General features: G+C 67.0%; 27 protein-coding genes and 1 pseudogene. 12 read left to right on the top strand and 16 right to left on the bottom strand.

The window, feature by feature from the left end; all coding sequences use genetic code 11:
* Nucleotides 1–31: 31 nt before the first annotated feature.
* The 4 genes from DU478_RS21725 to DU478_RS21710 are packed head-to-tail and all read left to right on the top strand — an operon-like array spanning nt 32 to nt 4187.
* Entirely contained in the window at nt 32–1153 is a 1122-nt protein-coding gene (locus DU478_RS21725) for an ABC transporter ATP-binding protein (protein ID WP_114512951.1), read from the top strand.
* Nucleotides 1154–1162: 9 nt separating this feature from the next.
* A complete protein-coding gene (locus tag DU478_RS21720; RefSeq protein ID WP_114512968.1) occupies nt 1163–2053 on the top strand; it encodes an ABC transporter permease subunit in 891 nt (296 codons plus the stop codon).
* Nucleotides 2050–2868, top strand: a complete 819-nt coding sequence (locus DU478_RS21715) for an ABC transporter permease (protein WP_114512950.1) — start codon at nt 2050–2052, stop codon at nt 2866–2868. The genes DU478_RS21720 and DU478_RS21715 overlap by 4 nt, the downstream gene beginning before the upstream one ends.
* Nucleotides 2865–4187 carry an NAD(P)/FAD-dependent oxidoreductase gene (locus DU478_RS21710; protein WP_114512949.1) on the top strand — a complete coding sequence of 441 codons (1323 nt, stop codon included), beginning with the start codon at nt 2865–2867 and terminating at the stop codon, nt 4185–4187. The genes DU478_RS21715 and DU478_RS21710 overlap by 4 nt, the downstream gene beginning before the upstream one ends.
* Nucleotides 4188–4385: 198 nt before the next feature.
* Here DU478_RS21710 and DU478_RS21705 read toward each other — a convergent pair whose 3' ends face one another.
* From DU478_RS21705 to ilvD, 5 genes are all read right to left on the bottom strand, one after another.
* Nucleotides 4386–5300: a DMT family transporter gene (locus DU478_RS21705; RefSeq protein ID WP_114512948.1), complete on the bottom strand. Its 915-nt coding sequence runs from the start codon at nt 5298–5300 to the stop codon at nt 4386–4388.
* Between the two features lie 55 nt (nt 5301–5355).
* A complete protein-coding gene (locus DU478_RS21700) occupies nt 5356–5733 on the bottom strand; it encodes a hypothetical protein (RefSeq protein ID WP_114512947.1) in 378 nt (125 codons plus the stop codon).
* Between the two features lie 17 nt (nt 5734–5750).
* Entirely contained in the window at nt 5751–6524 is a 774-nt protein-coding gene (locus tag DU478_RS21695) for a DUF6478 family protein (protein ID WP_114512946.1), read from the bottom strand.
* 126 nt (nt 6525–6650) lie between these two features.
* Nucleotides 6651–7283, bottom strand: a complete 633-nt coding sequence (locus DU478_RS21690; RefSeq protein ID WP_114512945.1) for a dihydroxy-acid dehydratase — start codon at nt 7281–7283, stop codon at nt 6651–6653.
* Between the two features lie 2 nt (nt 7284–7285).
* The gene (gene ilvD / locus DU478_RS21685) at nt 7286–9049 is read right to left on the bottom strand and encodes a dihydroxy-acid dehydratase (protein ID WP_114512967.1); all 1764 of its coding nucleotides are present in this window, start codon (nt 9047–9049) and stop codon (nt 7286–7288) included.
* Between the two features lie 140 nt (nt 9050–9189).
* On the opposite strand from ilvD, the gene DU478_RS21680 reads away from it, so the two are divergent.
* From DU478_RS21680 to DU478_RS21660, 5 genes are all read left to right on the top strand, one after another.
* The gene (locus DU478_RS21680) at nt 9190–10092 is read left to right on the top strand and encodes a CPBP family intramembrane glutamic endopeptidase (RefSeq protein WP_114512944.1); all 903 of its coding nucleotides are present in this window, start codon (nt 9190–9192) and stop codon (nt 10090–10092) included.
* A gap of 92 nt (nt 10093–10184) precedes the next feature.
* Entirely contained in the window at nt 10185–11090 is a 906-nt protein-coding gene (gene accD, locus DU478_RS21675) for an acetyl-CoA carboxylase, carboxyltransferase subunit beta (RefSeq protein ID WP_114512943.1), read from the top strand.
* A complete protein-coding gene (locus tag DU478_RS21670; protein WP_233501532.1) occupies nt 11087–12394 on the top strand; it encodes a bifunctional folylpolyglutamate synthase/dihydrofolate synthase in 1308 nt (435 codons plus the stop codon). The genes accD and DU478_RS21670 overlap by 4 nt, the downstream gene beginning before the upstream one ends.
* A 210-nt stretch (nt 12395–12604) precedes the next feature.
* Nucleotides 12605–13189, top strand: coding sequence for a rhodanese-like domain-containing protein (locus DU478_RS21665; RefSeq protein WP_114512942.1), 585 nt, complete (start codon nt 12605–12607; stop codon nt 13187–13189).
* Between the two features lie 21 nt (nt 13190–13210).
* On the top strand, nt 13211–13807 hold the full coding sequence (locus DU478_RS21660) for a LysM peptidoglycan-binding domain-containing protein (RefSeq protein WP_114512941.1): 597 nt from the start codon (nt 13211–13213) through the stop codon (nt 13805–13807).
* Between the two features lie 378 nt (nt 13808–14185).
* Here DU478_RS21660 and zapE read toward each other — a convergent pair whose 3' ends face one another.
* A complete protein-coding gene (gene zapE, locus DU478_RS21655; protein ID WP_114512940.1) occupies nt 14186–15241 on the bottom strand; it encodes a cell division protein ZapE in 1056 nt (351 codons plus the stop codon).
* A gap of 130 nt (nt 15242–15371) precedes the next feature.
* On the opposite strand from zapE, the gene DU478_RS21650 reads away from it, so the two are divergent.
* Nucleotides 15372–16610: an MFS transporter gene (locus DU478_RS21650; protein WP_114512939.1), complete on the top strand. Its 1239-nt coding sequence runs from the start codon at nt 15372–15374 to the stop codon at nt 16608–16610.
* Here the strand turns inward: DU478_RS21650 and DU478_RS21645 are convergent.
* The 6 genes from DU478_RS21645 to mbfA form a co-directional block, all read right to left on the bottom strand.
* The gene (locus DU478_RS21645; protein ID WP_114512938.1) at nt 16607–17527 is read right to left on the bottom strand and encodes an ornithine cyclodeaminase family protein; all 921 of its coding nucleotides are present in this window, start codon (nt 17525–17527) and stop codon (nt 16607–16609) included. The genes DU478_RS21650 and DU478_RS21645 overlap by 4 nt on opposite strands.
* Nucleotides 17524–18144: an HAD family hydrolase gene (locus tag DU478_RS21640; RefSeq protein WP_114512937.1), complete on the bottom strand. Its 621-nt coding sequence runs from the start codon at nt 18142–18144 to the stop codon at nt 17524–17526. The genes DU478_RS21645 and DU478_RS21640 overlap by 4 nt, the downstream gene beginning before the upstream one ends.
* A 71-nt stretch (nt 18145–18215) precedes the next feature.
* Nucleotides 18216–18671, bottom strand: a complete 456-nt coding sequence (locus DU478_RS21635; RefSeq protein ID WP_114512936.1) for a YaiI/YqxD family protein — start codon at nt 18669–18671, stop codon at nt 18216–18218.
* Nucleotides 18668–19498: an S-formylglutathione hydrolase gene (fghA, locus tag DU478_RS21630; protein ID WP_114512935.1), complete on the bottom strand. Its 831-nt coding sequence runs from the start codon at nt 19496–19498 to the stop codon at nt 18668–18670. Before fghA ends, DU478_RS21635 begins: the two co-directional genes overlap by 4 nt.
* 78 nt (nt 19499–19576) lie before the next feature.
* Complete coding sequence (locus DU478_RS21625) at nt 19577–20509, bottom strand: AEC family transporter (protein WP_114512934.1); 933 nt, start codon at nt 20507–20509, stop codon at nt 19577–19579.
* Between the two features lie 246 nt (nt 20510–20755).
* Nucleotides 20756–21730 carry an iron exporter MbfA gene (mbfA, locus tag DU478_RS21620; protein WP_114512933.1) on the bottom strand — a complete coding sequence of 325 codons (975 nt, stop codon included), beginning with the start codon at nt 21728–21730 and terminating at the stop codon, nt 20756–20758.
* 151 nt (nt 21731–21881) lie between these two features.
* Here mbfA and DU478_RS23035 point away from each other — a divergent pair, with 151 nt between their 5' ends.
* Together DU478_RS23035 and DU478_RS21615 are read left to right on the top strand one after the other, a co-directional pair.
* Complete coding sequence (locus DU478_RS23035) at nt 21882–22031, top strand: hypothetical protein (protein WP_158545828.1); 150 nt, start codon at nt 21882–21884, stop codon at nt 22029–22031.
* Nucleotides 22032–22105: 74 nt separating this feature from the next.
* Nucleotides 22106–22723 carry a TetR/AcrR family transcriptional regulator gene (locus tag DU478_RS21615; protein WP_114512932.1) on the top strand — a complete coding sequence of 206 codons (618 nt, stop codon included), beginning with the start codon at nt 22106–22108 and terminating at the stop codon, nt 22721–22723.
* Here the strand turns inward: DU478_RS21615 and DU478_RS21610 are convergent.
* From DU478_RS21610 to DU478_RS21595, 4 genes and pseudogenes are all read right to left on the bottom strand, one after another.
* The gene (locus DU478_RS21610; RefSeq protein WP_114512931.1) at nt 22711–23529 is read right to left on the bottom strand and encodes a cobalamin B12-binding domain-containing protein; all 819 of its coding nucleotides are present in this window, start codon (nt 23527–23529) and stop codon (nt 22711–22713) included. The two genes, DU478_RS21615 and DU478_RS21610, sit on opposite strands and share 13 nt — an antisense overlap.
* Nucleotides 23530–23685: 156 nt before the next feature.
* The gene (locus tag DU478_RS21605) at nt 23686–24399 is read right to left on the bottom strand and encodes an NYN domain-containing protein (RefSeq protein WP_114512930.1); all 714 of its coding nucleotides are present in this window, start codon (nt 24397–24399) and stop codon (nt 23686–23688) included.
* A 30-nt stretch (nt 24400–24429) separates the two neighbouring features.
* Nucleotides 24430–24930, bottom strand: coding sequence for a GNAT family N-acetyltransferase (locus DU478_RS21600; RefSeq protein ID WP_114512929.1), 501 nt, complete (start codon nt 24928–24930; stop codon nt 24430–24432).
* Nucleotides 24931–25040: 110 nt separating this feature from the next.
* Nucleotides 25041–25333: pseudogene (locus tag DU478_RS21595) on the bottom strand (S-(hydroxymethyl)glutathione dehydrogenase); the annotation flags it as partial.

The following is a 25333-nucleotide window of genomic DNA, read 5'->3' as shown; positions in this document are numbered from 1 at the left end:
CGATTTTCATGCCAAAAGCGCGGATGGTACGATGAGCCAGAAGGTCTTTGCCCCTTGGGAAGATGCGACCGAGAAACCCCTGATCCAGTTCAAGGGCGTGACCAAGAAATTCGGTGATTTCGTCGCCATCGACAACCTGTCGCTGGATATCTACCAAAAGGAATTCTTTGCGCTGCTGGGCCCCTCGGGCTGCGGCAAGACGACGATGATGCGCATGCTTGCAGGGTTCGAGGCGCCGACCCACGGCACCATCCTGCTGGCCGGGCAGGATATTGCCCCGGTGCCGCCCAACAAGCGCGCCGTGAACATGATGTTCCAGAGCTACGCGCTGTTTCCGCACCTGTCGGTCTGGGACAACATCGCCTTCGGCCTGCGCCGCGAGGGGCAGGACAAGGACGCCATCGCTGCCCGTGTCGAAGAGATGCTGCGTCTCACCCGCCTGTCGAAATTCGCCAAACGCAAGCCGCACCAGATCTCCGGCGGCCAGCGCCAGCGCGTCGCGCTCGCCCGCAGCCTCGCCAAGGCGCCCAAGCTGCTGCTGCTCGACGAACCCCTGGGCGCGCTCGATGCCAAGCTGCGCCAGGATACGCAGTTCGAGCTGATGGACATCCAGGAAAAGACCGGCACCACCTTCGTGATCGTCACCCACGACCAGGAGGAAGCGATGACCGTGGCCAGCCGCGTCGCGGTGATGGACGAGGGCCGGGTCATCCAGGTCGCCACGCCCTCGGTGATCTACGAAGCGCCCGAGACCGTCTATGTGGCGGATTTCATCGGGGACGTGAACATCATCCAAGGCCGCGCCAGCCAGGATGCCGACAAGGTGCGCATCGACTGGGCAGAAGGCCAGCCGCCGATCATCGGCACCACGCAGAAGACATTCTCGCCCTCGCAGACCTGCCATTTCGCCATCCGGCCGGAAAAGGTCGCGATCTCGACCGAACAGCCCGAGGCGCCCAACGTGCTGCAGGGCCGCGTCATCGACATCGCCTATCTCGGCAACCTTTCGACCTACCACGTGGAACTGCCCGACGGCACGATGATGAAGGCGCAGACCGCCAACACCCGGCGCCTGTCGCGCCGCGACATCACCTGGGAGGACAACGTCTGGCTCTCCTTCACCGACACCGCCGGTGTCCTGCTGGAGCGCTGAGCCATGAATCTGCGCCGCTTCGCCCTGATCGCCGTTCCCTACATCTGGCTGCTGGCGCTGTTCCTGGTCCCGTTCCTGATCGTTCTCAAGATCTCGCTGTCGGACATCGCGCTGGCCCGGCCGCCCTACATGCCGCAGCTCGACCTGTCCGCCGGGTGGGAGGGGATCACCAGCTTCTTCGCGGCGCTGGATTTCGAGAATTTCGTCTTTCTCACCACCGATGACCTCTACTGGCGCGCCTATCTCAGCTCCCTGCAGATCGCGGCGCTGTCGACCTTCATCACCCTCTGCATCGGCTATCCCATCGCCTACGGCATGGCCCGCGCGCCGCTGGAATGGCGCGCGACCCTGCTGATGCTGGTGATCCTGCCGTTCTGGACCTCGTTCCTGATCCGCGTCTACGCCTGGATGGGCATCCTGTCGAACGAGGGGCTGCTGAACCAGTTCCTGATGTGGACCGGGCTGATCTCGGCGCCGCTGACCATCCTCAACACCAACACCGCCGTCTATATCGGCATCGTCTACACCTACCTGCCCTTCATGATCCTGCCGATCTACGCGGCGCTGGAAAAGATGGACGAATCCCTGCTCGAAGCGGCCGAGGACCTGGGCTGTTCGCGCATCCAGGCGTTCTGGCTGGTGACCATCCCGCTGTCCAGGAATGGCATCATCGCCGGCTGTTTCCTGGTCTTCATCCCCGCGATCGGCGAATTCGTGATCCCGTCGCTGCTGGGCGGATCGGGCACGCTGATGATCGGCAAGGTCCTGTGGGAGGAATTCTTCTCCAACCGCGACTGGCCCGTGGCCAGCGCCGTGGCGATTATCCTGCTGCTGATCCTGATCATCCCGATCATCCTCTTCCAGCGCAACGAGCAGAAGGCACGGGAGGCCGAAGGATGAGACGCCTGACCTGGTTCAACGTGACCTCGCTCACGCTCGGCTTCGCCTTCCTCTACCTGCCGATGGTGATCCTGATCCTCTACAGCTTCAACGCCTCGAAGCTGGTGACGGTCTGGGCCGGCTTTTCGACCCAGTGGTACGGAGAGCTTTTGCGCAACGAGGAATTCCTCGACGCCGCCTGGGTCACGATCAAGGTCGCGGTCTTTTCCTCGACCCTCGCGACAGTGCTGGGCACCATGGCCGCCTATGTGCTGGTGCGCGCCGGGCGGTTTTCCGGCCGGACGCTGTTTTCCGGCATGATCTACGCGCCGCTGGTGATGCCCGAGGTGATCACCGGCCTGTCGCTTCTGCTGCTCTTCATCGGCATCAACCTCGACCGCGGCGTCTTCACCATCGTTCTGGCGCATACGACCTTCTCGATGTGCTACGTGTCGGTCGTGGTGTCCTCGCGGCTCACCAGCTTCGACCGGTCACTGGAAGAAGCGGCGCTCGACCTCGGCTGTTCGCCCTTCGAGGCGTTCCGCCTGGTGACCCTGCCGATCATCGCCCCGGCGGTGATCTCGGGCTGGCTGCTGGCCTTCACCCTGTCGCTCGACGACCTGGTGATCGCCAGCTTCACCACCGGCCCCTCGGCCACCACCCTGCCGATCAAGATCTTCTCGGCGGTGCGGCTCGGCGTCTCGCCCGAGATCAACGCGCTTTCGACCATCATGATCGCCATCGTGACCGTCGGAGTCATCACCGCCTCGATCATCTCGAAACGCGCGAGCGTGGCCCAGCAACGCGACGAACAGGCCGCCGCCCGCGCCACTTGAAACGCATCTACGAGGCCGCCGCCTACGCGCCCGATCCGGGCGTCTTCTGGCACGACACCTGCCCGCGGCCCGACTGGCCGCGGCTGGAGCGTGACCTCCGCTGCGAGGTCGCGGTGATCGGCGGCGGCTTCACCGGTCTCAACGCGGCATTGCACCTGGCGCAGGATGGCATCGACGTCGCGCTGTTTGAGGCCGAGACCCCCGACTTCGGCGCCTCGACGCGCAACGGCGGGTTCTGCTGCCTCGGCGGGGCCAAGGCGCCCGACGCGCTGTTGCGCCGCCGCTTTGGCGCCGCCGGCCTCGCCGACTGGCGGGCCACGGAAAAGGCCGCCGTCGCGCATGTGACCGGCCTGTTGCGCGACCACGCCATCGAGGCCGACACCCATTCGCAGGGCGAAACCCTTCTGGCCCACGCGCCGCGCGCGATGGCGGACTTGCGCGCCAGGGCCGCCGGGATCGACACGGCCTACGGCGTCACGCCGGAGCTGACCGAAGGCCGCGACCTGCCTGCCCGCGGCCTCGGCGGTGCCTTCCACGGCGCGCTGACGATTCCCCTTGGCTTCGCGCTCAACCCGGCGAAATACCACGCCGGACTGTCCCGCGCCGCCGACACGGCGGGAGCGGCGCTGCATGCCCGGACCCCGGTCACGGCGCTGCGCCACAACGGTCAGGCATACCGCCTGCAGACCCCGCGGGGCACGGTGACCGCGGATCGCGTGATCCTCGCCACCAACGGCTACAGCAGCGAAGACGTTCCCGCCTGGCTCCGCGCCCGCACCCTGCCGGTGCAATCCAGCGTCCTCGTCACCCGCCCGCTGACCCGGACCGAACAAGAGGCCCAGGGCTGGACCAGCGACCAGATGGCCTACGACACCCGCACCCTGCTGCATTATTTCCGCAAGATGCCGGACGGGCGGTTCCTCTTCGGCATGCGCGGCGGCCTTACCGCCACGCCGCGCGCCCAAGCCGCGATCACGCGCAAGATCCGCCGCGACTTTCACGCCATGTTCCCGGCCTGGCGCGGGGTCGAGATCACCCATGACTGGTCCGGCCTCCTCTGCCTGATGGCGAACCTCACCCCCTTCGCCGGCCCTGTCCCGGGCCATCCCGGCCTTTTCGCCGGTCTTGGCTATCACGGCAACGGCGTGGCGATGGGCAGCTACACCGGTGCCCTGCTGGCCGCCCTGGTCCAGGGAAAGCCGCCAACCGGCCCCTGGCCCGCCGCCCTGCAGGACCCGCCGAAACGCTTTCCCTTTGGCCGCTTCCGTCGCGCCCTGCTGGCGCCGGCCTACGCCGCCGCCGCGCTCTTCGACCGCTGAAGACGCCCCCATGTGCCGGGCGGCCGGTCGGGCTCCGATCCGTCGCCAACCTGCCCGAGACCGCCGCCTTCATCTTGCCGATAAACTCCAGAGAGCACGAGAGACTGGTCTCTCGTATCGGCCGCAGGCCGATCCTGCGGCGCCAAGGCGCAAACGGCCGCGACGACGCCTTTCGCACGGCCCGCCTGCAAAGGTCCGTCAGCCGTGGGGTGTCATCCCCGGCCGCGCCTTGCCGCGCTCGATTCCCAGCTGCCGCTCGCGCCAGATGATCAGCCCGCCCGCCGCCATGACGATCCCCGCGCCCAGCAGCATCGTGCCGGTCGGCACCTCGCCGAAGACCGAGTAGCCGATGATCAGCGCGAACAGCATCGACGCATAGTCGAAGGGGGCCAGCAGCGCCGCCTCCGCCCCGCGATAGGCCGAGGTCAGCAGGATCTGCGCGATCCCGCCCAGCACGCCCGCCGTCACCAGCATCAGGGCCGCCTCCGGACCCGGCAGGGTCCAGCCGAACGGCAGGGTCAAAAGCGCGATGCCGGTCGAAGTCAGGGAAAAGTAGAAGACGATCGCCGAGGTGCTTTCGGTCTGCACCAGCCTCCGGATGTGGATCTGCACCATCGCCCGCAGTGCCGCCGAGGCCAGCACCAGCGCCGCGCCGATGGCGGCCACCCGGTCGACCGCGTCCACCGACAGGCGCGGCCAGAGCACGATCAGCACCCCGCACAGCCCGATCCCCACCGCGGTCATCCGCACCGCGCGCAGCCGTTCGCCCAGCAGCAGCGCCGCCAGCAGCACCGTCATCAGCGGCGCGGCGTAGCCGATGGCGGTGACTTCGGGCAGCGGGAGCATCCCCAGGGCGGCAAAGTTGCAGCCCATGGCCGACACCCCGATCACCCCGCGCCAGACGTGGCCCATGGGCCGTTCGGCGCGCAGGCCGGTGGACAGCTCGCCGCGCCAGGCGAGCCAGCCCAGGATCACCGGCAGGGCAAAGACCGACCGGAAGAACACCGCCTCACCGGGCGGCACATCCTGCGAGGTGGCCTTGATCAGCGCCGCCATGACGATGAACAGGAACACCGACCCCAGCTTCAGCGCGATGCCGCGCAACGGGGTCATGCCGCCGGACGGCGGCGAGGAAGGCCCGCCAGGGCTTGAGGAGCCTCTCGCCACCTCAGGCCGTTTCGACGCAATGCCGCCGGAAGGCGCGCTTGAGCATGTCGAGCTCGGCGCGCAGCAGGTCGACCTCGGCGCGGATGTCGTCGCCCAGCGCCTCTCCAGCGATCAGGGTGAAGCTTTCCAGCACCTCGTCGGAACTGCCGTCGAGGATCAGGAAAGTCTGCACCCCGTCACCCACCGCCTCGGGCGGAACCGGTACCCGGAGCAGCCAGCGGCCTTCGTCGCCGGTGTCATGCACCTCGACCCCGGCCACGGCCTTGTCCTGCAGGGTCACCACGATCTCGGGCGGCAGGGCGCCCTTGACCTCGGCGGTCACCAGCCCCTCCCACAGGCTTTCGCGGAACTGCGTCTTGGTCAGGGAATAGGCGCTCATGCCGGCTCTCCTCGGTCTCAGAGCTCCGCCCGCGGGCGGCGGCTGAATGTCAGGTCGCGCAGGATCACCTGGTTCATCTGCGGCCCCTCGAAAATCAGGTCGAGCCACATGCGCTCGACCCGCTTTTCATTGAGCTTGGTGTAAGCGAGGTCGAATTCGACCATGATTTCGTCCTCGTGCAGCGGCAGTTCGCGCACGATCTGTTCGGTGTTGGGGCCGTTCTTGATGTTGAGCCGGGCGAAGATTTCCAGCGGCTTTTCCCGCTCGACGATGGTTTCGACCCGGATCAGGTGCTTGCGGCGCAGGTCACGGCTCGCCTCTTCGGGCAGGTCGATGGCCAGCGACAGGTATGACCCGTCGAAGCGGAAGACGTCCATGCGCAGGCCGAAGGCGGCCAGGTCGGCCTCGCGGGTATTGCGAAGCTGGCGCAGGGTCAGTTCGGAATGCCGGCAATCGTGGAACAGCGTCACCTCATGTCCCAGCATGGTCTTGGACTGCACCGACGACCCGCCGGGGCTGGCCAGCGGGCCGCACCACAGTTCCGGTCGCCAGCCCCAGTCGGAATCGTGCGGACGCGGGAAGGCCTGGTTGCCGACGATCGGCAGCGCCAGCCGCGATTCGGCGACGTGGATCAGCGTGTCGAGATGATGTTTGAGCTTGCGGGCGCGCCCGCGTTCGCGCCGCAGCTGACGCAGGTCGGTGTCTTTTGCGGCGCGCGCAGCCGCCGCCCAGCGGCGCAGGGTCCGATGGTGCAGCAGCTGATCGATCACGCTGTCCTTGCCGCCCGCCATGCGCCCCGTCTCGCCCTTTTCGCTGTCGCCGCCGACCGTTGACGCCCGTTCATCCGGCGGCTGGCACTCTTATGACAAATCCTGAAGGTCGAATAAACGCTTTTGGAAAAATTTCTCTGACACGGGTCAGGCGCCCGGACTCTCGGCCTTGATCCGGTCGTGCACTTCGGTCAGCAGCCCGGCGCCCAGGTTGCCGGCCAGCCCGCTGCCCGCCGGCGCATAGAGCGCCAGGATCACCAGCCGTCCGCCCTGCGAGAAGGCGCCGCGCCAATAGCGCGCGTCACCGCCCTCGAGCACCTGCTGCCCGCCGGAGCCGAGCTGCGCCAGCACCAGATCCTCGCTGCCGGCGCGCTGCACGAGCGGTGCCTCGCTGATGGCGGCAAGCGTTTCGGGCTGCGGCAATTCCGCGCCTGTGCCCGGCCCGCCGACGGTCACCGTGACAAGTCCCGGCGCCACCACCGGCCCGTCTTCGCCACCCGAGAGGATGCGGCAGGACGCCATCATGGCAAAGCCGCGTCCGCCGCGGTTCACCAGCGTTTCGGGGTCGATGCAATAGCCGTTGGTGGCGCTCACCACCACGGCGCCACGCGCCAACCGCACCCGTTGCAGCGGCGCGTCGGTGTCGCGCATGGGCGCACCGCGCGGGATCAGGCCCGACAGGAACCCGCGCGACTCCGGTGCTCCGGTGCCGTCCCGTGGCATCGGCGCACAGGCCGCAAGACCCGCGACCATCAGCCCGAGGATCGCCGCGCGGAGCATCGTCAGAGGTCCATGTAGACGTGCTTTTCGGCCTTGCCGCCGGGGTGGGTGACGGCGCCCTTGTAAGTCTCGCCCACAAGCTGCGCGTATTTCCACAGCGCGCCGCTCGCATAGATCGTCTCACGCGGGCCGGACCAGCTCTTTTTGCGCTCGGCCAGTTCCTCGTCCGACAGGTCCACCGAAAGCTCGCCGGTGACGGCGTTCAATGTGATGACATCGCCGTCCCGCACCAGCGCGATGGGGCCGCCCAGCGCCGCCTCGGGGCCGACGTGGCCGACGCAGAAGCCGCGCGTGGCGCCCGAGAACCGCCCGTCGGTGATGAGCGCCACCTTCTTGCCCATGCCCTGGCCCGACAGCGCCGCCGTGGTCGCCAGCATCTCGCGCATCCCCGGACCGCCCGCCGGGCCCTCGTTGCGGATGACGATGACCTCGCCTTCCTTGTAGCTGCGGGCCTTCACCGCCTCGAAGGCATCTTCTTCGCATTCGAAGACCCGCGCCGGACCGCTGAACACCTGCTCTTCGGCGGACATGCCGGCCACCTTCACGATGGCCCCGCCCGGGGCGAGGTTGCCCTTGAGCCCCACGACGCCGCCGGTCTTGGTGATCGGGTTGGCGACGGTGTGGATGACGCGGCCATCGGCCTCGCCCGCGATCTTGTCCAGCTCTTCGCCCAGCGAATAGCCCGACGCGGTCATGCAATCCTCGTGCAGCAGCCCCGCCTTGCGCAGTTCCTTCATCACCACCGGCACGCCGCCCGCCTCGTAAAGGTCCTTGGCCACGAACTGGCCACCGGGCTTGAGATCGACGAAATAGGGCGTATCGCGGAAGATCTCGCAGACATCCTCGAGGAAGAAGTCGATCCCCGCCTCGTGTGCGATGGCGGGCAAGTGCAGACCGGCATTGGTCGAGCCGCCGGTGCAGGCCACCACGCGGGCGGCGTTCTGCAGCGACTTCAGCGTCACCACGTCGCGGGCGCGAATGTTCTTTTCCAGCAGGTTCATCACCGCGATGCCCGAGGCGGTGCCGTACTGGTCGCGGCTTTCGTAGGGCGCGGGCGCGCCCGAGGAGTTCATCAGCGCCAGCCCGATCGCTTCGGAGACGCAGGCCATGGTGTTGGCGGTGAACTGGCCGCCGCAGGCGCCCGCCGACGGGCAGGCCACCCGTTCGAGGATTTCCAGCGCCGCATCGCTCAGCGTGCCGTTCTGGTGACGGCCTACCGCTTCGAACATGTCCTGCACGGTCAGGTCGCGCGAGGCGAAATCCTCGGGCACGTCGGCGCCCGCGGGCACCTTGCCCGGCAGGATCGAGCCGCCGTAGACGAAGACGGACGGCACGTTCAGCCGCACCATCGCCATCATCATGCCCGGCAGCGACTTGTCGCAGCCCGCAAGCCCCACGATCGCATCGTAGCAATGGCCGCGCATGGTCAGCTCGACCGTGTCGGCGATCGCCTCGCGGCTGGCAAGGCTCGACCGCATGCCTTCGTGGCCCATGGCGATGCCGTCGGTGACGGTGATGGTGGTGAATTCACGGGGGCTGCCCATGCCCTCTTTTACACCCAGCTTGACGGCCTGGGCCTGACGGTTGAGCGCAATGTTGCAGGGTGCTGCCTCGTTCCAGCAGGTCGCCACGCCGACCAGCGGCTGATGAATCTCCTGCTCGGACATGCCCATGGCGTAGTAATACGACCGATGCGGCGCGCGCGCCGGGCCCTCGGTCACATGACGGCTGGGCAGCCGGGATTTGTCGAACGGACGCTTGAGCATGGCGGGACCTCCCTGGAAGAACTTTCCCTCGGAATACCCAAGCCCCAGCGTCACCACAAGGCGGATCGTCTGCCAGCCCTCTTGTGCGGCGGCGGGCGCGGGCCTATGCCCGCGGCATCTTTCCTCCGAAGACTGGCCCGATGCCGCAGCGCCCCGACCCACCTTATGCCGCCCACGCGGTGCTGAGCGACCCCGCCCGGCGCGCCCCGGCGCTGTGGCGGCTGGTGCTGGGGACGGTGCTGACCGGGGCGCTGGTGATGCTGCTGGGCCAGAGCCTCTTTGCGGCGGCCGAGGCGCTGCTGTCGCCCTCCGGTTTCGCGGATTTCGAGGCGGCCGTGATGCGGGCCGACACGCCCGTCGGCCTTTACGCGCTGCTCTTCGTCGTGGGCGGCCTGGGCCTTGGCGCGATGCTGGCTGCGCGCGGGCTGCATCACCGGCCCGCGCGCAGCCTCTTCGGCGGGCGTCCGCTGCGGCTTGGCCTGCGTTGCGCGCTGTTCCTGATCGTTCTCAACGGTGCGGTCTTCCTGCTGCCGCCCTGGACGCTCTACGACGGGATCAGCGCCAACCTGTCCGCCGGGCTCTGGCTTGCGCTGCTGCCGCTGTCGCTGCTGGCGGTGCTTATCCAGACCGGCGCCGAAGAGCTGTTCTTCCGTGGCTACCTGCAAAGCCAGCTTGCCGCGCGTTTCCGGCATCCGCTGATCTGGATCGGCCTGCCTTCGGCGCTTTTTGCACTTGGCCACCACGCCCCCGACCTCTTCGGCCCGAACGCGATCTGGGTGACGCTCTGGGCCTTCGCCTTCGGCGTCGCCATGGCCGACCTCACCGCGCGCACCGGCAGCCTCGGCCCGGCCATGGCGGTGCATTTCGTCAACAACACCGGCGCACTGCTGCTGGTGTCGATGCAGGGCGACATGTCGGGGCTGGCGCTCTACACGCTGCCGTTCACCGGCGCGGATACCGCCGCGGTGCGGGCCTACTTGCCCGTCGACCTTGCGATGATCGGCCTCAGCTGGCTTACCGTGCGGCTGGCGCTGCGGGTCTGACGCCAGACCGGAGAGGGCCAAGGCGCCGGATTGCATTTCCCGTTCCCGCCGCATACATCACCGCCAAGACCACAGCACGGGACCGCCGCGCCATGAACTGGATTTCCAACTACGTCCGCCCCCGGATCAACTCGATCTTCTCGCGCCGCGAAGTGCCCGAGAACCTCTGGTCGAAATGCGACGCCTGCGGCACGATGCTGTTCCACCGCGAAGTGTCGGACAACCTCAACGTCTGCACCAATTGCGGGCATCACATGAACATCGCGCCGCGCGACCGGTTCACCGCGCTTTTCGACGGCGGCGTGTTCACCGAGGTCAAGGTGCCCGAACCGCTGACCGACCCGCTGCAGTTTCGCGACCAGAAACGCTATCCCGACCGGATGAAAGCCGCGCAGAAGGCCACCGGCGAGAAAGAGGCGATGCTCGTCGCCCGCGGCGAGATGGGGCGCACGCAGGTCGTCGCCGCGGCTCAGGATTTTTCCTTCATGGCCGGGTCCATGGGCATGTACGTCGGCAACGCGATCATCGCCGCCGCAAAGGAGGCGCTGCGCCTCAAATGCCCGCTGATCCTGTTTTCCGCCGCCGGCGGCGCGCGGATGCAGGAAGGCATCCTGTCGTTGATGCAGATGCCGCGCTCGACCGTCGCCGTGCAGATGCTGCGCGACGCGGGCCTGCCTTATATCGTCGTGCTGACCCACCCCACAACCGGCGGAGTCACCGCCTCTTACGCGATGCTGGGCGACATCCAGATCTCGGAACCCAATGCGCTGATCTGCTTTGCCGGGCCACGGGTGATCGAACAGACGATCCGCGAGAAACTGCCCGAAGGATTCCAGCGCGCCGAATACCTGCTGGAACACGGCATGCTCGACCGCGTCACCGACCGGCGCGAGATGAAAGAGGAGCTGGTGAGCATCACCCGCATGCTGATGCAACTGCCGCCCCCGGTCGCCGGCGACCTGCCTGCCCCCGACGACACGCAGGCCGAACCCGAATGAGCACCGCGCAGACGCCCGACAGGGCGGAGAGGCCGGCGCCGCATTCGGACGTCATCCTCGAAAAGATGATGCGCCTGCATCCAAAGGTGATGGACCTGACGCTGGACCGCATGTGGCGGCTGCTGGCGGCGCTCGACCACCCCGAGAAACGCCTGCCCCCGGTGATCCATATCGCCGGCACCAACGGCAAGGGCTCGACGCAGGCGATGATCCTCGCCGGGCTCGAGGCGATGGGCAAGTCCGTCCATGCCTATACCTCGCCGCATCTGGCGCGGTTTCACGAACGCATCCGCGTCGCAGGGTCTCTCATCACCGAAGAGGCGCTGACTGCCGCGCTCGACGACTGCTACGCGGTCAACGACGGCCAGCACATCACCTATTTCGAGATCACCACCTGCGCTGCCTTCCTCGCCTTTTCGCGGGTGCTCGCGGATTACACCCTGCTCGAGGTCGGTCTCGGCGGTCGGCTCGACGCGACCAACGTGATCGACAGTCCTGCGCTGACGGTGATCACGCCCGTTTCCATCGACCACGAGCAATACCTGGGCGACACGCTGGCCAAGATCGCCTTCGAAAAGGCCGGCATCGTCAAGCGCCGCGTGCCCTGCATCGTCGGCCCGCAGGAGGAAGACGCGCTCGAGGTGATCGAACGGCAGGCCGCGCGACTCTCCGCGCCGGTCCTGGCCTACGGGCAGCACTGGCACGTCGGCACCGAACGCGGGCGGCTGGTGTACCAGGACGAGTCCGGCCTGCTGGATCTGCCGATGCCCAACCTGCCCGGCGGCCACCAGGTCCAGAACGCCGGCGCGGCGCTCGCCGCCCTGCGCCACCTCGGCGCCGACGAGGCCGCCTGCGAGGCCGCCGTGACCCGCGCCTTCTGGCCCGCGCGGATGCAGCGCCTGACCACGGGACCGCTCTTCGACATCGCACCGCGGGCCGAACTCTGGCTCGACGGCGGTCACAATCCAGCCGCCGGACAGGTGATCGGCGCGCATCTCGCGACCCTGCCGCCGCGCCCGACGCACCTCATCTGCGGCATGCTCAACACCAAGGACGTGCGCGGATATCTCTTGCCGCTCGCGCCGGTCGCGCAAAGCCTCACGGCCGTGTCGATCCCCGGCGAGGCCGCGACCCTGCCCGCCGAAGAGACCGCCCGCATCGCCTCCGCCGCAGGCCACACGGCAACCACCGCGCCGGACGTGGTCACCGCATTGCGCGAGATTGCGGCGGCCGATCCCGCGGCGCGTGTGCTGATCTGCGGCTCCCTCTATCTGGCCGGTCATATCCTGCGCGAAAACGGCTAGGAGGGCGTGCGCGGCGCCATTGTGATTATCCCTTCCTTTCAGACGGATAGACGCTGACGTCGCGAACAGCATAGAAAAGGCCGAAGTTTTTCCGCACCCCAAGCTCTAGGGGTCACCCCTCCATGTTGACGCCTTTCCCCGAGGTCGCCTATATTTTGGGGATTGTACGATCGGTGCGACCACGGCCGGCACAGTTTCGAAGGCGCATAGATGGGTAGAGCGACGATCCTTTCCGCCTTGATGGTCTCCGGCCTGTATGCCGTGGCGGGGTCCGCTCCGGCGCAGGAGGCCGCCATCTCTCCGGATCGGCAGAAGGTCAGCTTTTCGCGCAACGGCACCCAGATCGCGATTTCGCGCAACGCCGCCGACGCCTGTCCTCCGGCTTGCATCCAGCCGCTGACGCTGGCGCCGGACATCCGGACCTATGGCGAACTCGAAGTGCTGGCTTTCCTGGAAACCGCCGTCGCCAGCGGCACCGCGCTGCTGGTCGACCTGCGCGCGCCCGAGGCCTATGCCGCCGGGACCATTCCGGGGGCCGTCAACATCCCGGAACAGACGCTGCGCGCCGACAATCCCTACTTGTCCGACCTTCTGGCGGCGCTGGGTCTCACGGATCCGGCGGCACAGCCGTCCTTCGACCTCGTGCTCTTTGCCGACAGCGCCAGCGCCCCCACCCCCGCTGTCGCGATCGAGGCCTTGCGGAGCTCAGGGTATCCGGCCTCCAAGCTGGGGTATTACCGCGCCGGCGTGCGCGGCTGGGCGGCGCTCGGCCTCAGCACCGCGCCCGGGGAATAACATCATGCAGGACACATTCCGATGATCCGGACCGTGCTATTCGCGCTTGGCTTCATCGCCGTCACCGTAGGGCTGATCTATTTCCAGCCCGGCGGCCCGGATCGCGCGGATGTCTCGTCTCCGGACGTGACCCGCAGCGACGCCGCCCTGACCGATCTGTCGCCGGCGCTTGAAACACCGCAGACAAGCCCGGTACCAGAGCCAGCCGCCCCGGAGCAAATCTCCCTGGCAACGGAACCAGAACCGGAACCGATGGTCGCCGTGACCCGGCCCGCGCCACCGCCGATGGCCGGCGCTTCGGACGATCTGCGGCGCCTCACCTGGGACACGATGCGCCACTTGAACGCCGCCACAGGGCGGGGCGCCGCGCCGGGCGCGCCGGGCAGCCTGCTGCACGCGATCGTGCAGCGGTCCCTGACCCCCTCTGGCCACGCGCCCGCATCAGATGTCATGCCATCGGTCTATACCGTGCGGCCCGGGGACAGCCTCGCCACCATCGCGGAGCAGGTCTATGGCGACGTCAACATGACCGGACCGCTGTTCGCTGCGAACCAGAACAGTCTCGCCGGCCCCAGCGATCTGAAGGTCGGCCAGGAGCTTGCCCTGCCGCGGCCCTGAGCAACGAACAGCCAATAAGCGTGCGAATTCGGCTACTTAGTTTTGTAGCACTACCGGTCAAGCAATCATATCTCTTGACGCGGACACAATATGTTGACGCACAGGCAAAGTTTTGCCTATGATTCGGAAAGACCGAGAGACCGCGCCATTCGGCACAAAAGCGCGGCAAGGCAGGGACAGGACGACGTGGCACATCGTACCCTCAGGATGACAGCGCTCCGACCCGCCCTCATCGGCACCGGCCAGACAACCGATCCGTATCGGACGCGGCAAACCGCGGCGGGACAGGTCGCTGGGTGACGACAGGCAGACCGTCACAATCGAGCAGCCTCAGGGGTCCTTCGGGACCCCTTTTTTCGCAGCAGGCCCGCGGCGCGCTCAGCCGCCCCAGCCTTCGGACTGCATCTCTTGCAGGCGGCTGGCGGTGCGGTCGAATTCGAAGGATCCCGGTCCTTCGACATACAGCATTTCGGGCGTATCGGCGGCCGAGAGGATCACCCGCACCTTGGCCTCGTAAAGCGCGTCGATCAGCGTGACAAAGCGCTTCGCCTCGTTGAAGTTCGACCGGCTCAGCAGCGGCACCGCTTCGATCATCAGCACCCGCACCGTTTCCGCCAGCTTGAGGTAATCCGCAGGTCCGAGAGCGCGGCCGCAAAGATCGTAGAAGGTCGCGCGGGCCACGCCGTTCCAGTATTGCGGCAGCGCAAGCTGGCGGCCCTGCACGGTCAGCACCAGCTCTTCGCTCTTGCCGCCGGTCAACTCCTGCCAGACCCGCTCCATCTCGGTCCGTGCCTCGGGGCCGTTGGGCGTGAAATAGGTCTGGGCCCCGACCATCCGGTTCTGCCGGTGATCGGTGTCCGAAGCCATCTCCTGCACCACCATCCGGTCCTTGATGAGGGCGATTGCGGGCAGGAACAGCTCTCGGTTGAGGCCATTCTTGTAAAGGTCGTCCGGCACCCGGTTCGACGTGGTGACGATGACGCAGCCCGCCGCCATCACCTGCTCGAACAGCCGCCCGACGATCATCGCGTCGGTGATGTCGGTGATCTGCATCTCGTCGAAGGCCAGCACCTTGACCGCGTCGCTGACCTTTTTCGCGACGGGCTTGATCACGTCCTCCGTACCCTTCTTGCGTTCGGCATGCATGCCCGCATGCATCTCCTGCATGAAGGCATGGAAATGCACCCGCCGCGCCGGCACCTCCAGCGTGTCCACAAACAGGTCCATCAGCATCGACTTGCCACGCCCGACCCCGCCCCAGAGGTAAAGCCCCTTGGGCGGCGGCGGCGCCTTGCGGAACAGGCCGGACTTCTGCGGTTTGTGCACCTCGGCGCGGATGCGCTCGAGCTCGGGCAGGCAGGCCACCTGCACCGGGTCCCGCTTGATCTGGCCAGCCGCGACGCGGGCCTCGTATTCGTCCTGAACGCTTGCCATGCCCTCGCATAGCGCGGCGCGCGGGGTTTGTGTAGGTCCGGAGCGCACGGCCGACGACGATCGAGAGAAAAACACCGAAGACAGGCCACGCGGCTTGCCCTAGAACATCAGCCAAACCGTCGGAGGCCCTATGGACGCCAGAACCCCCATCCTCAACCCCGTGCTGCTGGTTGGCTGCATCATCATAATGGTGTCCTTCGCGATCCGGGCCAGCTTCGGCGTCTTCCAGATCCCCATTGCCGAGGAGTTCGGCTGGCTGCGGGCGGAGTTCAGCCTCGCCATTGCCATCCAGAACCTCGCCTGGGGCATCGGGCAGCCGATCTTCGGCGCCATTGCCGAGCGGATCGGCGACCGCAAGGCGATCCTGATGGGCGGCGTGGTCTACGCGGTGGGGCTGGTGCTGTCGTCCTTCGCCGTGACGCCGCAGGCCCATCACCTCTACGAGGTGCTGGTGGGCTTCGGCATCGCGGGCACCGGCTTTGGCGTGATCCTCGCCGTGGTGGGCCGCGCCAGTTCCGATGCGAACCGGTCGATGAGCCTCGCTATCGCCACCGCCGCGGGCAGCGCGGGCCAGGTCTTCGGCGCGCCGCTGGCGGAATGGATGCTGGGTTTCATGACCTGGCAATCGGTGTTCCTGGTCTTTGCCGCCGCAATCCTGACGGTGCTGCTGCTCTTGCCCGCGATGCGCGCGCCACAGGCCAGCCGCGCAGAGATCGAGGAAACGCTGGCGCAGATCCTGGGCCGCGCGGCGCGCAACCCGTCCTATGCGCTCATTTTCATCGGCTTCTTCAGCTGCGGCTACCAGCTGGGCTTCATCACCGCGCATTTCCCTGCCTTCGTGACCGAGATGTGCGGCCCCATCGCCCCCGGCGGCGTACTGCACGGACTGGGCATCACCACGACCTCGACGCTGGGGGCGGTGGCGATTTCGCTCATCGGCCTTGCCAACATCGCGGGCACGCTGGCGGCGGGCTGGGCCGGCAACCGCTGGTCCAAGAAATATCTGCTGGCCGGCATCTATGTCGGCCGCACCGTGGCGGCCGCCGTCTTTATCCTGCTGCCGATCACCCCCGCAAGCGTGCTGGTCTTCTCGGCCGTCATGGGCGCGCTGTGGCTGGCCACGGTGCCGCTGACCGCGGGGCTGATCGGCTACATCTTCGGGCTGCGCTACTTAGGGACGCTTTACGGCATCGTCTTCTTCTCGCACCAGCTGGGCAGTTTCATGGGCGTGTGGCTGGGCGGGCGGATGTACGACCTCACCGGCGACTATTCCGCCGTCTGGTGGATCGGCGTGGGCGTCGGCGCGCTGAGCGCGATCGTGCACCTGCCGGTGCGCGAGGCGCCGTCGCCGGTGATGGCCCGCGCCTAGGCTTTCGCCTGCTGCCAGCGGTCGAGGATGTAGCGGCTGGTCATCAGGTCCAGATGCGCGCCGCCGCCGTTCTTGAAGAGCGTGATGTCTTCCGCGTCGCGCCGCATGGCGTCGATGCCGTAGAAATCTCCCAGCACGTGGTCGCGGTCGATCGTCCCGGCCTCCAGCGGGATCTTCAGCTCGCCGATATGGCCCAGCGTGGTGTCGATGCTGTCGACGAAGACCCGGGCGCGGCGCAGGGCGGTGTCGTCGGCCTCGCGCATGTCGGGACGGTAGGCCCCGATCAGGTCGAGGTGCTGACCCGGACGCAGCCAGTCGCCCTGGATCACGGGTGACTTGGACATGGTGGCGCAGGAGACAATGTCGGCCTCTGCCACCGCCGCGGCGAGGTCCTCGGCCACGGTCGTGCCGGGATAGGCAACGGCAAGGTCGTGCGCCTTGGCGGCCGTTCGGTTCCAGACCGTGACCTCCGCCTCCGGGAACCCGGCGCGGTAGGCCTCGATCAGCGACCCGGCCACGGTCCCCGCGCCGACGATCAGGATGCGGCGGCTGTCGGGCCGCGCCAGCGTCAGCGCGCCCAGCAGGCTGTCCCCGGCGGTCTTCCACTTGGTGACAAGATGAAAGTCGATCACCGCCGCCAGCTGGCCGGTCGCGTCGTCGAAGAGGTTCACGGCGCCGTTGATCCCCGGCAGGCCGCGCGAGTCGTTTCCGGGCACGATGGTCGCGGCCTTGACCGCGATGCCCAGCCCGTCGATCCAGGCCGACCGGGTCAGCAGCGTGTCGTCGCCACGGTAGAGGAAGGTGTCGGCGATTTCGGCTTTGGGCAGATCGTGACCGGCGCGCAGGGCGTCCGTCAGGCCGATCCAGTCGAGAACGGCCTCGCCGGCCTCGAAGGGGATGAACACGGGTACGGTCATGCGGCCTCCTCTACGCTCAGCAGGCCCAGCGCCACGATACAGCCGGCCCAGCCTTCGGGTGTTTCGAACAGGTGGGTCTGCCAGCCGCGCGCGGCGGCGGCGGCGATGTTGTCGCTGCGGTCGTCGGTAAAGAGCAGCCGGTCCGGCGGAATACCGCAATCGGCCTCGACCTGCGCATAGATCTCCGGCTCGGGCTTGATGACGCCCATGTGGCCCGAGATATAGCGCCGGTCGAACTCGCGCAGGAACGGATAGGCGGGCTCGGCGAGGGCAAAGGTGCCGATGCCGAAATTCGTCAGCGCAAAGACCGGGACGCCGCGGGCGCGCAGGCTCTGCAGGATGCGCACGGACTGCGGGATCTCGGGCGTGGCCAGTTCCAGCCAGTTGTCGTGCCACATGCGGATTTCATCACGCCATTCAGGATGCGTCTCGGCCCAGTCGTAGACGGTTTCCCGGAAATCGCCGCCGCGGTCGATCACGTCGTTCATTCCGTGCAGATCGACATTGGCAAAGAGCGCGCGGCGTCGGTCGGGACCGATCACGCGGTCGAAGTAGCGCTCGGGCTGCCAGGAAATCAGCACGTTGCCGATGTCGAAGATCACCGCCTCAGGCTGCATGTCGGCCCTTTCCCCAACCGCCAAGACTTTTGGGAAAAAGTCTTGGCAAAACGCTTTTCAAGAGTTTTGCGTCATCCCGATTTGCGCGCGGCCCGCACCAGGCGTTCCAGCGCGTCCAGAAAACGGGACCGGTCGGCCTTTGTAAAGCCCTTGCCGCCGCCCTGCCGAAACGGATCGGCGGCGCGCAGATCGGCCATCAGGTCGCGGGTCGCGAGCACCTGCCCGATATTGGCCTGCGTCAGCGCCTCGCCGTTGTGCTTGAGCACCTGCGCCCCGTTCTCGACGCAGCGCGCGGCCAGCGGAATATCCCCGGTCACGACCACGTCTCCCGCTCCGGCGCGCTCGGCGATCCACATATCGGCCACGTCCGGACCGTCAGGCACGATCACCGTCTCGACCAGCGGATGCGGCGACGGGCGCAGACCGCCGTTCGAGACGATGTAGAGCGTCACGCCATGCCGCACCGCCACCCGCTCGGCCTCTTGCTTGACCGGGCAGGCGTCGGCGTCGACATAGACCGCCGTCACGCGTAGAGCGCCTCGGCCGCGAACACCACGTGATCCTCCATGAAGGTCGAGATGAAGAAATAGCTGTGGTCATAGCCCTTCTGCATCCGAAAGATGCCGTCCTGCCGGCGCGCCATCATCGCATGGGCCAGCGCCTCGGGTTTCAGCAGGTCGAGGAAATTGTCGCTGTCGCCCTGATCGATCAGCACCGGGCCGTCGAAGCCGACTTCGGTCATCTGCAGGCTGGCATCGTGCTTGGCCCACTGTCCTGTGTCGTCTCCCAGGTAGGCGCCCAGCTGCTTCTTGCCCCAGTCGCTTTGCGTCGGGTTGGCGATGGGCGCGAAGGCCGAGACCGACTTGAACCGTCCGGGGTGCGCCATGGCCAGTGTCAGCGCGCCGTGGCCACCCATGGAATGCCCGGTGATCGACTGCCGCTCGAGGTCGATGGCGAACTCACGGCCCAGCAGCGCGGGCAGTTCCTCGGCCACGTAGTCCCACATGCGGTAATGCGGCTTCCAGGGGTCTTGGGTGGCGTTGACGTAGAAACCGGCGCCCTTGCCCAGGTCATAGGCCTCGTCGTCGGCGACATCCTCTCCGCGGGGCGAGGTGTCGGGAAACACCAGCGCGATGCCCTGCTCTGCCGCCCAGCCCTGCGCCCCGGCCTTGGTCATGGCATTCTCGTGCGTGCAGGTCAGGCCCGACAGGTACCACAGCACCGGCACCTCCCCCAGTTTCGCCTCTTCGGGCAGGAACAGACCGAAGGTCATTTCACCGCCCGTGGCCGTGGAGTCATGCGAATAGACGCCCTGCGTGCCGCCGTGACAGATGTTCTCGGAAATCGTTTTCATCTTGGAACTCCCCCAATGTTTGCCCCTGAGCTAGACCAGAGACGGGCGTGCAACAACCCCTCCCTTCGGCCCCGTCCCCTAGAGCGGCGCGGTGACCCAGGCGATGACCACACTGACCGTGAGGATGCTGGCGGCGGTCGAGATCAGGATCGCCGCCGATACGCGCTGCGGCGCCAGACCGTAATGTTGCGCCAGGATGAAGACGTTGCCGGCCACCGGCAGGGCCGCGGCGGACACCACGACGGCGGCCTGGAAGGCGGTAACCGGGAAGAAGAGGTAGCAGGCGGCAGCGACGAAGAGCGGGTGCAGCACCAGCTTGCAGAAGCTGAGCCAGCCCGCGATCTGCACCCGTTCCGCCGATTTGCTGGCCAGCGACGCGCCGATGGCGAAAAGCGCGCCGGGCGTCGCGGCATTGCCGAGGGTGGCGAGGAATTCGTTCACCGGCCCCGGGATCGGCAGGCCGCTGCCCGACACGGCAAGCCCCAGCACGATGGAGACGATCATCGGATTCTTGACCAGCCCGACCCCGACCGTGCGCAGCACCGCCGTCGACATGCGCCCGTCGCGCGACCCTGTGACGAGGATTACCAGCAGAGAACTGAACACGATGAGGTCGATGGCCAGCACCAGGATGATCGGGCCGACCGCCTCTTGCCCCAGCAGCAGCGCCAGCATCGGCACGCCCAGAAAGCCGGTGTTGCCGATGGCCGCGCATTGCGCCTCGATCGCCGCGGTTTCGACCTTGAGCCCGCGCAGGAAGGCCACCGCCATGGCGATACCGTAGGTAAAGGCGGTGCCCCAGAGATAGGCGGCGGCGAGCCGGCCGTCGAAGATCTCGGAGATCGAGAGGTTGGCGGAGAACCGGAACAGCATCGCCGAGAGGGCGAAGTAGAAGACGAACTTGGTCAGATAGGCGGTGGCTTCCTCGGTGAAGAACCGGGTGCGCCCGGCCCCGTAGCCCAGGCCGATCAGCGCGAAAAACGGCAGCGTCTTGAGGAAGATATCCAGCATCAGAGCTTCGTAGCAGCCTCAGCGCGCCCGTCAATCTGCAAGGGCGGCGGAAGGCCGGCTCCGTGGTGCGTTGGCCTGTTGTGCCGCGACAGGCGGCAGGGCGGCCGCGCGGGCCGCCAAACGAGGCGGGGCCAGCCCCCCCGCACCGCACCTTCAAGTGGGGGGCCAGCCCCCCACACCCCCCGGAGGTTTATCGGCAAGATGAAGGGGCGGGCGGCGGGACCGGCCGTACCGTCCCGGCCGGATCTAGCCAGAGCCGATGAGGACGCCGGCGGCGAAGACCAGCGCGCCGCCCAGGACCACCTGGAAGGCGGCGCGGAAGAACGGGGTCTGCATGTAGCGGTTCTGGATCCAGGCGATGGCCCAGAGTTCCACGAAGACGACGATGACGGCAATGATCGTCGCGGTCCAGAAATCCGGGATCAGGTAGGGCAGCGCGTGGCCAAGCCCGCCGACGGTGGTCATCACCCCCGACGACAGGCCGCGCTTGAACGGGGATCCGCGGCCCGAGAGCTCGCCGTCATCCGAAGCCGCCTCGGTGAAGCCCATGGAGATGCCGGCGCCGACGCTGGCGGCGAGGCCGACGAGAAAGGTCGTCCAGGTGTCCTGCGTGGCAAAGGCGGTGGCGAAGATCGGCGCCAGGGTCGAGACCGAGCCGTCCATCAGCCCCGCCAGCCCCGGCTGCACCCAGGTGAGCAGGAACTGCCGGTGCGCGGTGCGGTCCTCGGCGGCCCGGGCGTCATCATCGAGGTGCTGCGCCGCGAGGTCGCCGGCGCGGTCCTGGTGCCCGGCCTCGGCGCGGGCCAGATCGCCCAGCAGCTTTCGCGTGGCGGCATCGGTGCTGCGCTGCGCCGCGCTGTGGTAGAAATGCTCGGCGTCGCGCTCCATCGCCTCGGCCTCGTCGCGGATGCGCTCGATCCCGAGGTTCTGCATGAGCCAGACCGGGCGCCGGGCGTAGTAGCCCGCCACGTGTTCGCGGCGGACCAGCGGGATCACTTCGCCGAAGCGGCTGCGGTGCAGCTCGATCAGGGCCTGGCGATGACCGTCCTCTTCGGCGGCCATGCCGTCGAAGATCTGCGCAGTGTCGGGATACTCGGCGCGCAGCATCTCGGCATAGCTGCGGTAGATACGGGCGTCGTCCTCTTCGGAAGAGATGGCGAGCGCCAGAATCTCCTGTTCGCTGAGATCGCGGAAATGACGGCGTTGGGTGAAAAAACGCATCGGAAGCCCTGAGCTTTAGAACGATTCTAATTTAATCATCTCGCGGCGCGCTTCAATCAAATTCTTCGGCCGAACATAGATGGACACTTGATAAACTGAACCGTTCTGTTCATATAAAGTGAACCAAACGGTTCACACGAAAGGAATGACCATGACCCGTCTCGTTCTTCCGCTACTGATCGCCCTCTCCGCCAGCCCCGCTCTGGCCGGGTATACCTTCGAAATTCCGCGCTTCGACTATCCCGCGCCGACGCCCGCGACCCAGACCGACACCGGCCACCTGTCCAGCCAAAGCCGTTGAAACGCGGCGTCGGTCTGCTTGCCGCAACTGAACTGCCCGGTCTATAGTGCCGGGCAGGCAAAAGGAGAGCAGACATGACCGCCACCGCGGCCAAGGTGCGCAAGGGTCGAAAATTCGACCAGGTTCTGGACGGCGCGCGCGAGGTTTTCATGCGCGACGGCTTCGAAGGCGCCAGCGTCGACGACATCGCGCGGGCGGCGGGCGTGTCCAAGGCGACGCTCTACAGCTACTTTCCCGACAAGCGCCTGCTGTTCATGGAGGTGGCCACGCACCAGTGCCGCAGGCAGGCCGACAAGACCCAGCACGACATCGACGAGGCGCAGCCGCCGCAGGTGGTGCTGCCGCAGATCGCGCGGGCCTTCCTGGGGTTCATCCTGTCGGACATGGGCCAGCGGATCTTTCGCATCTGCGTGGCCGAATCCGACCGGTTTCCCGAGCTGGGACGGCAATTCTACCAGAGCGGGCCGATGGTGATGCGCGCGGCGCTGGTGGGCTACCTCGACAAGGCCATCGACCGGGGCGAGCTTGCGACCGACGATTGCAACCTTGCCGCGGATCAGTTTGCCGAGCTCTGCAAGGCCGATCTCTGGCCCAAGCTGCTGTTCGGCATTCGCGAGACGTTCGAGGAAGACGAGATCGCCCGCGTGATCGACGGCGCTGTGGCGACTTTCCTCGCCCGTTACGGGACCTGACGCGACACCAACTGAAGGTGCAGCTTTTCCATCGCGGCCAGCGACGGCTCGGCCCCGCCCGCGGCGGCATCGGCCCCGACCCGTACGGCGATGTTCGGATCGAGTTCCGCCAGGCCGCCACCGACGAAGATCAGCACGCCGGGAGCGACCAGCCGCAGTTCCACCACCGCCCGGGCCAGCGCCCGGATGCGTTCGGGGGTCGAGGCCGACAGCCCGACGATCGGATAGCCGCCACCGCGCAGGGTTCGGGCCAGATCGGTTTCGCTCTGCCCCATGCGCAGGTCGACGTCCCAGCCCTTGTTGCGCAGCATGTCCGCGGCCATGGTGGCCCCGATGGAATGCAGCTCACCGGGCACGGTCGCGATCAGCGCACAGCGCCCGCCCCGCGGCTCGAAGGGCGGTGCCATCTCGCGCAATTCGCGCAGGATCGACAGGATGCGCCCCGCGGCGATCGCCATGTCGCTGAAGGTGACGTCGTCGTCTTCCCACATCACGCCCAGCCGCTGCGCCGCCGGTGCGATGTGATTGCGACAAAGGCTCTCGTGACCGGCGCCCTGCGCGCGCGCATGAAAGACAATCCGGCGCGCCGCGTCCGGGTCGCGGCTGACAAGCGCGTCGGCGAGGCCCTGGATTTCTGCCGGGCACGGAGCGGCATCCGCTGCATGCGCGTGGCGATCGGACCAGCGGGCAAGGTGCAGGATCACTTCCTGAGCCAGAACGATCAGGGCTGCTTGCGACAACCCTGCGCGCAACTGGCCCTGCGCGTCGCCTTCTATGGCGCGCACGGGGATCGGCATATCGATCATGCGTCAGTCCTCGGAAATCCTGTGCACCCCTCCGCCGCGCACAGGTTCATAAACTGGAGCATGACGCCTTGAACACGCGTCTGTCAACATTCTTAGGTAAATGTGTCAATCTTGATTGACACTTAAAAGTTGACAGTCATGCTTCGAAATCGACGATCAATCGACCCGCCGCACGAGCAACTGGTTGCCGGCGCTGCGTTTTGTCTCGAACACCTTGAGGTCGGCCACGAGATCGCTCAGCTTGCGCTTGCCGTAGGTTCGGGTGTCGAAATCGGGGTTGGCCGAGGTCAGGAACTGCCCCAGCTGGCCCAGCGTGTACCATTCATCCTCCTGCTCGATGGCATCCATCGCCTTGAAGATGAGGTTTCGGGCCTCTTCGAGATTCGTCCCCTCAGCTTTGCGCGTCGGCCCCTTTGCCCCGGCCTCGGGCGCGCCATCGAGGTTCTCGAGAAAGATGAATCGCTTGCAGGCCTTGCGGAAGGCGTCGGGGGTCTTCTGCATGCCCATGCCGAAGACATCGAGCCCCTGCTCGCGGATGCGACTGGCGAGCCGGGTGAAGTCGCTGTCGGAGCTGACGAGGACGAAACCGTCGAACCGGGCGGAGTGCATCAGGTCCATGGCGTCGATCACAAGCGCGATGTCGCTGGCGTTCTTGCCGACCGTATTGGCGGGCTGGTGATGCGGGACGAGGCCGAATTCGGCCTGCACCTTCGACCAGCCGGCCATCTGCTGGCTGGAAAAGTCGCCGTAGCAGCGCCGGACAGAAGCTTCGCCCAGGGCGGCGATCTCGTCGAAGATCGCCTTGGTATATTTCGGGGACGTGTTGTCGGCGTCGATCAGCACCGCAAGCAGCTTGGTATTTTCGGGCATGGGGCCTCCTTGGCGCAGCTTTGCCCCCTTCTAGACCAGGGACCGGTACATCACCAGCGCATCGACATATCCGTCCTGCGGATGCCGGAACGCTCCGGGCAGCCGCCCGACCGTGTCAAAGCCCGCGCGCTCCCAGGCGGCGATGGCACGGGTGTTGGTGGCGACGACAAAGTTGAACTGCATGGCGCGGAAGCCCAGCGCCGTCGCGGTGTCCAGCGCATGGGCCAGCATCCCGCGTGCCAAGCCGCGGCCGCGCGCCGCCGGAGCGGTGACGAAACCGCAGTTGCAGACATGCGCGCCGCCGCCACCCTGGTTCCGGACGACGTAATAGCTGCCGAGCACCGCGCCCGCCTCCTCGCACACGAAGACCCGCCGCCCCGGACCGCACCAATAGGCCAAGGCGTCGTCGCGCGGGATATCGGCGTCGATCGCATAGGTGTCGCCGGCGCGGAACACCGGCTCCAGAAGCGCCCAGAGCGCGTCCACATCCGCGTCGCGATATGCCCGCACGGTGAGCCGATCCGTCTTCATCTTGCCAATAAACCTCCCGCCGGAGGCTCCTGCCGCCTCCCCCCACGATGCCGCCACGAAAAAGGGCGCGCCCGTTGCGGACGCGCCCTCTGACAATGGTCAGGATTTCCTCAGAACTCCACCACGGCGCGGATGCTCTTGCCTTCGTGCATGAGCTCGAAACCGTGGTTGATCTCGTCGAGGCTCAGCTTGTGGGTGATCATCGGGTCGATCTCGATCTTGCCGTCCATGTACCAGTCGACGATTCGCGGCACGTCCGTCCGGCCCTTGGCGCCGCCGAAGGCCGTGCCGCGCCAGTTGCGCCCGGTGACCAGCTGGAACGGCCGGGTCGAGATCTCGGCCCCCGCCGGCGCCACGCCGATGATGATGCTCGTCCCCCAGCCCTTGTGCGCGCATTCCAGCG

This window comes from Thalassococcus profundi (assembly GCF_003344785.1).
Classification (GTDB): Bacteria; Pseudomonadota; Alphaproteobacteria; order Rhodobacterales; family Rhodobacteraceae; genus Puniceibacterium; species Puniceibacterium profundi.
This window is presented reverse-complemented; position numbering and strand designations above follow the sequence as displayed.

Coding starts and splice junctions, on each gene's coding strand:
- DU478_RS21725 (WP_114512951.1), top strand. CDS start 32: ATGAGCCAGAAGGTCTTTGCCCCTTGGGAAGATGCGACCGAGAAACCC.
- DU478_RS21715 (WP_114512950.1), top strand. CDS start 2,050: ATGAGACGCCTGACCTGGTTCAACGTGACCTCGCTCACGCTCGGCTTC.
- DU478_RS21705 (WP_114512948.1), bottom strand. CDS start 5,300: ATGACCCCGTTGCGCGGCATCGCGCTGAAGCTGGGGTCGGTGTTCCTG.
- DU478_RS21700 (WP_114512947.1), bottom strand. CDS start 5,733: ATGAGCGCCTATTCCCTGACCAAGACGCAGTTCCGCGAAAGCCTGTGG.
- DU478_RS21695 (WP_114512946.1), bottom strand. CDS start 6,524: ATGGCGGGCGGCAAGGACAGCGTGATCGATCAGCTGCTGCACCATCGG.
- DU478_RS21690 (WP_114512945.1), bottom strand. CDS start 7,283: ATGCTCCGCGCGGCGATCCTCGGGCTGATGGTCGCGGGTCTTGCGGCC.
- ilvD (WP_114512967.1), bottom strand. CDS start 9,049: ATGCTCAAGCGTCCGTTCGACAAATCCCGGCTGCCCAGCCGTCATGTG.
- DU478_RS21680 (WP_114512944.1), top strand. CDS start 9,190: ATGCCGCAGCGCCCCGACCCACCTTATGCCGCCCACGCGGTGCTGAGC.
- accD (WP_114512943.1), top strand. CDS start 10,185: ATGAACTGGATTTCCAACTACGTCCGCCCCCGGATCAACTCGATCTTC.
- DU478_RS21670 (WP_233501532.1), top strand. CDS start 11,087: ATGAGCACCGCGCAGACGCCCGACAGGGCGGAGAGGCCGGCGCCGCAT.
- DU478_RS21665 (WP_114512942.1), top strand. CDS start 12,605: ATGGGTAGAGCGACGATCCTTTCCGCCTTGATGGTCTCCGGCCTGTAT.
- DU478_RS21660 (WP_114512941.1), top strand. CDS start 13,211: ATGATCCGGACCGTGCTATTCGCGCTTGGCTTCATCGCCGTCACCGTA.
- zapE (WP_114512940.1), bottom strand. CDS start 15,241: ATGGCAAGCGTTCAGGACGAATACGAGGCCCGCGTCGCGGCTGGCCAG.
- DU478_RS21650 (WP_114512939.1), top strand. CDS start 15,372: ATGGACGCCAGAACCCCCATCCTCAACCCCGTGCTGCTGGTTGGCTGC.
- DU478_RS21645 (WP_114512938.1), bottom strand. CDS start 17,527: ATGACCGTACCCGTGTTCATCCCCTTCGAGGCCGGCGAGGCCGTTCTC.
- DU478_RS21640 (WP_114512937.1), bottom strand. CDS start 18,144: ATGCAGCCTGAGGCGGTGATCTTCGACATCGGCAACGTGCTGATTTCC.
- fghA (WP_114512935.1), bottom strand. CDS start 19,498: ATGAAAACGATTTCCGAGAACATCTGTCACGGCGGCACGCAGGGCGTC.
- DU478_RS21625 (WP_114512934.1), bottom strand. CDS start 20,509: ATGCTGGATATCTTCCTCAAGACGCTGCCGTTTTTCGCGCTGATCGGC.
- mbfA (WP_114512933.1), bottom strand. CDS start 21,730: ATGCGTTTTTTCACCCAACGCCGTCATTTCCGCGATCTCAGCGAACAG.
- DU478_RS23035 (WP_158545828.1), top strand. CDS start 21,882: ATGACCCGTCTCGTTCTTCCGCTACTGATCGCCCTCTCCGCCAGCCCC.
- DU478_RS21615 (WP_114512932.1), top strand. CDS start 22,106: ATGACCGCCACCGCGGCCAAGGTGCGCAAGGGTCGAAAATTCGACCAG.
- DU478_RS21610 (WP_114512931.1), bottom strand. CDS start 23,529: ATGATCGATATGCCGATCCCCGTGCGCGCCATAGAAGGCGACGCGCAG.
- DU478_RS21605 (WP_114512930.1), bottom strand. CDS start 24,399: ATGCCCGAAAATACCAAGCTGCTTGCGGTGCTGATCGACGCCGACAAC.
- DU478_RS21600 (WP_114512929.1), bottom strand. CDS start 24,930: ATGAAGACGGATCGGCTCACCGTGCGGGCATATCGCGACGCGGATGTG.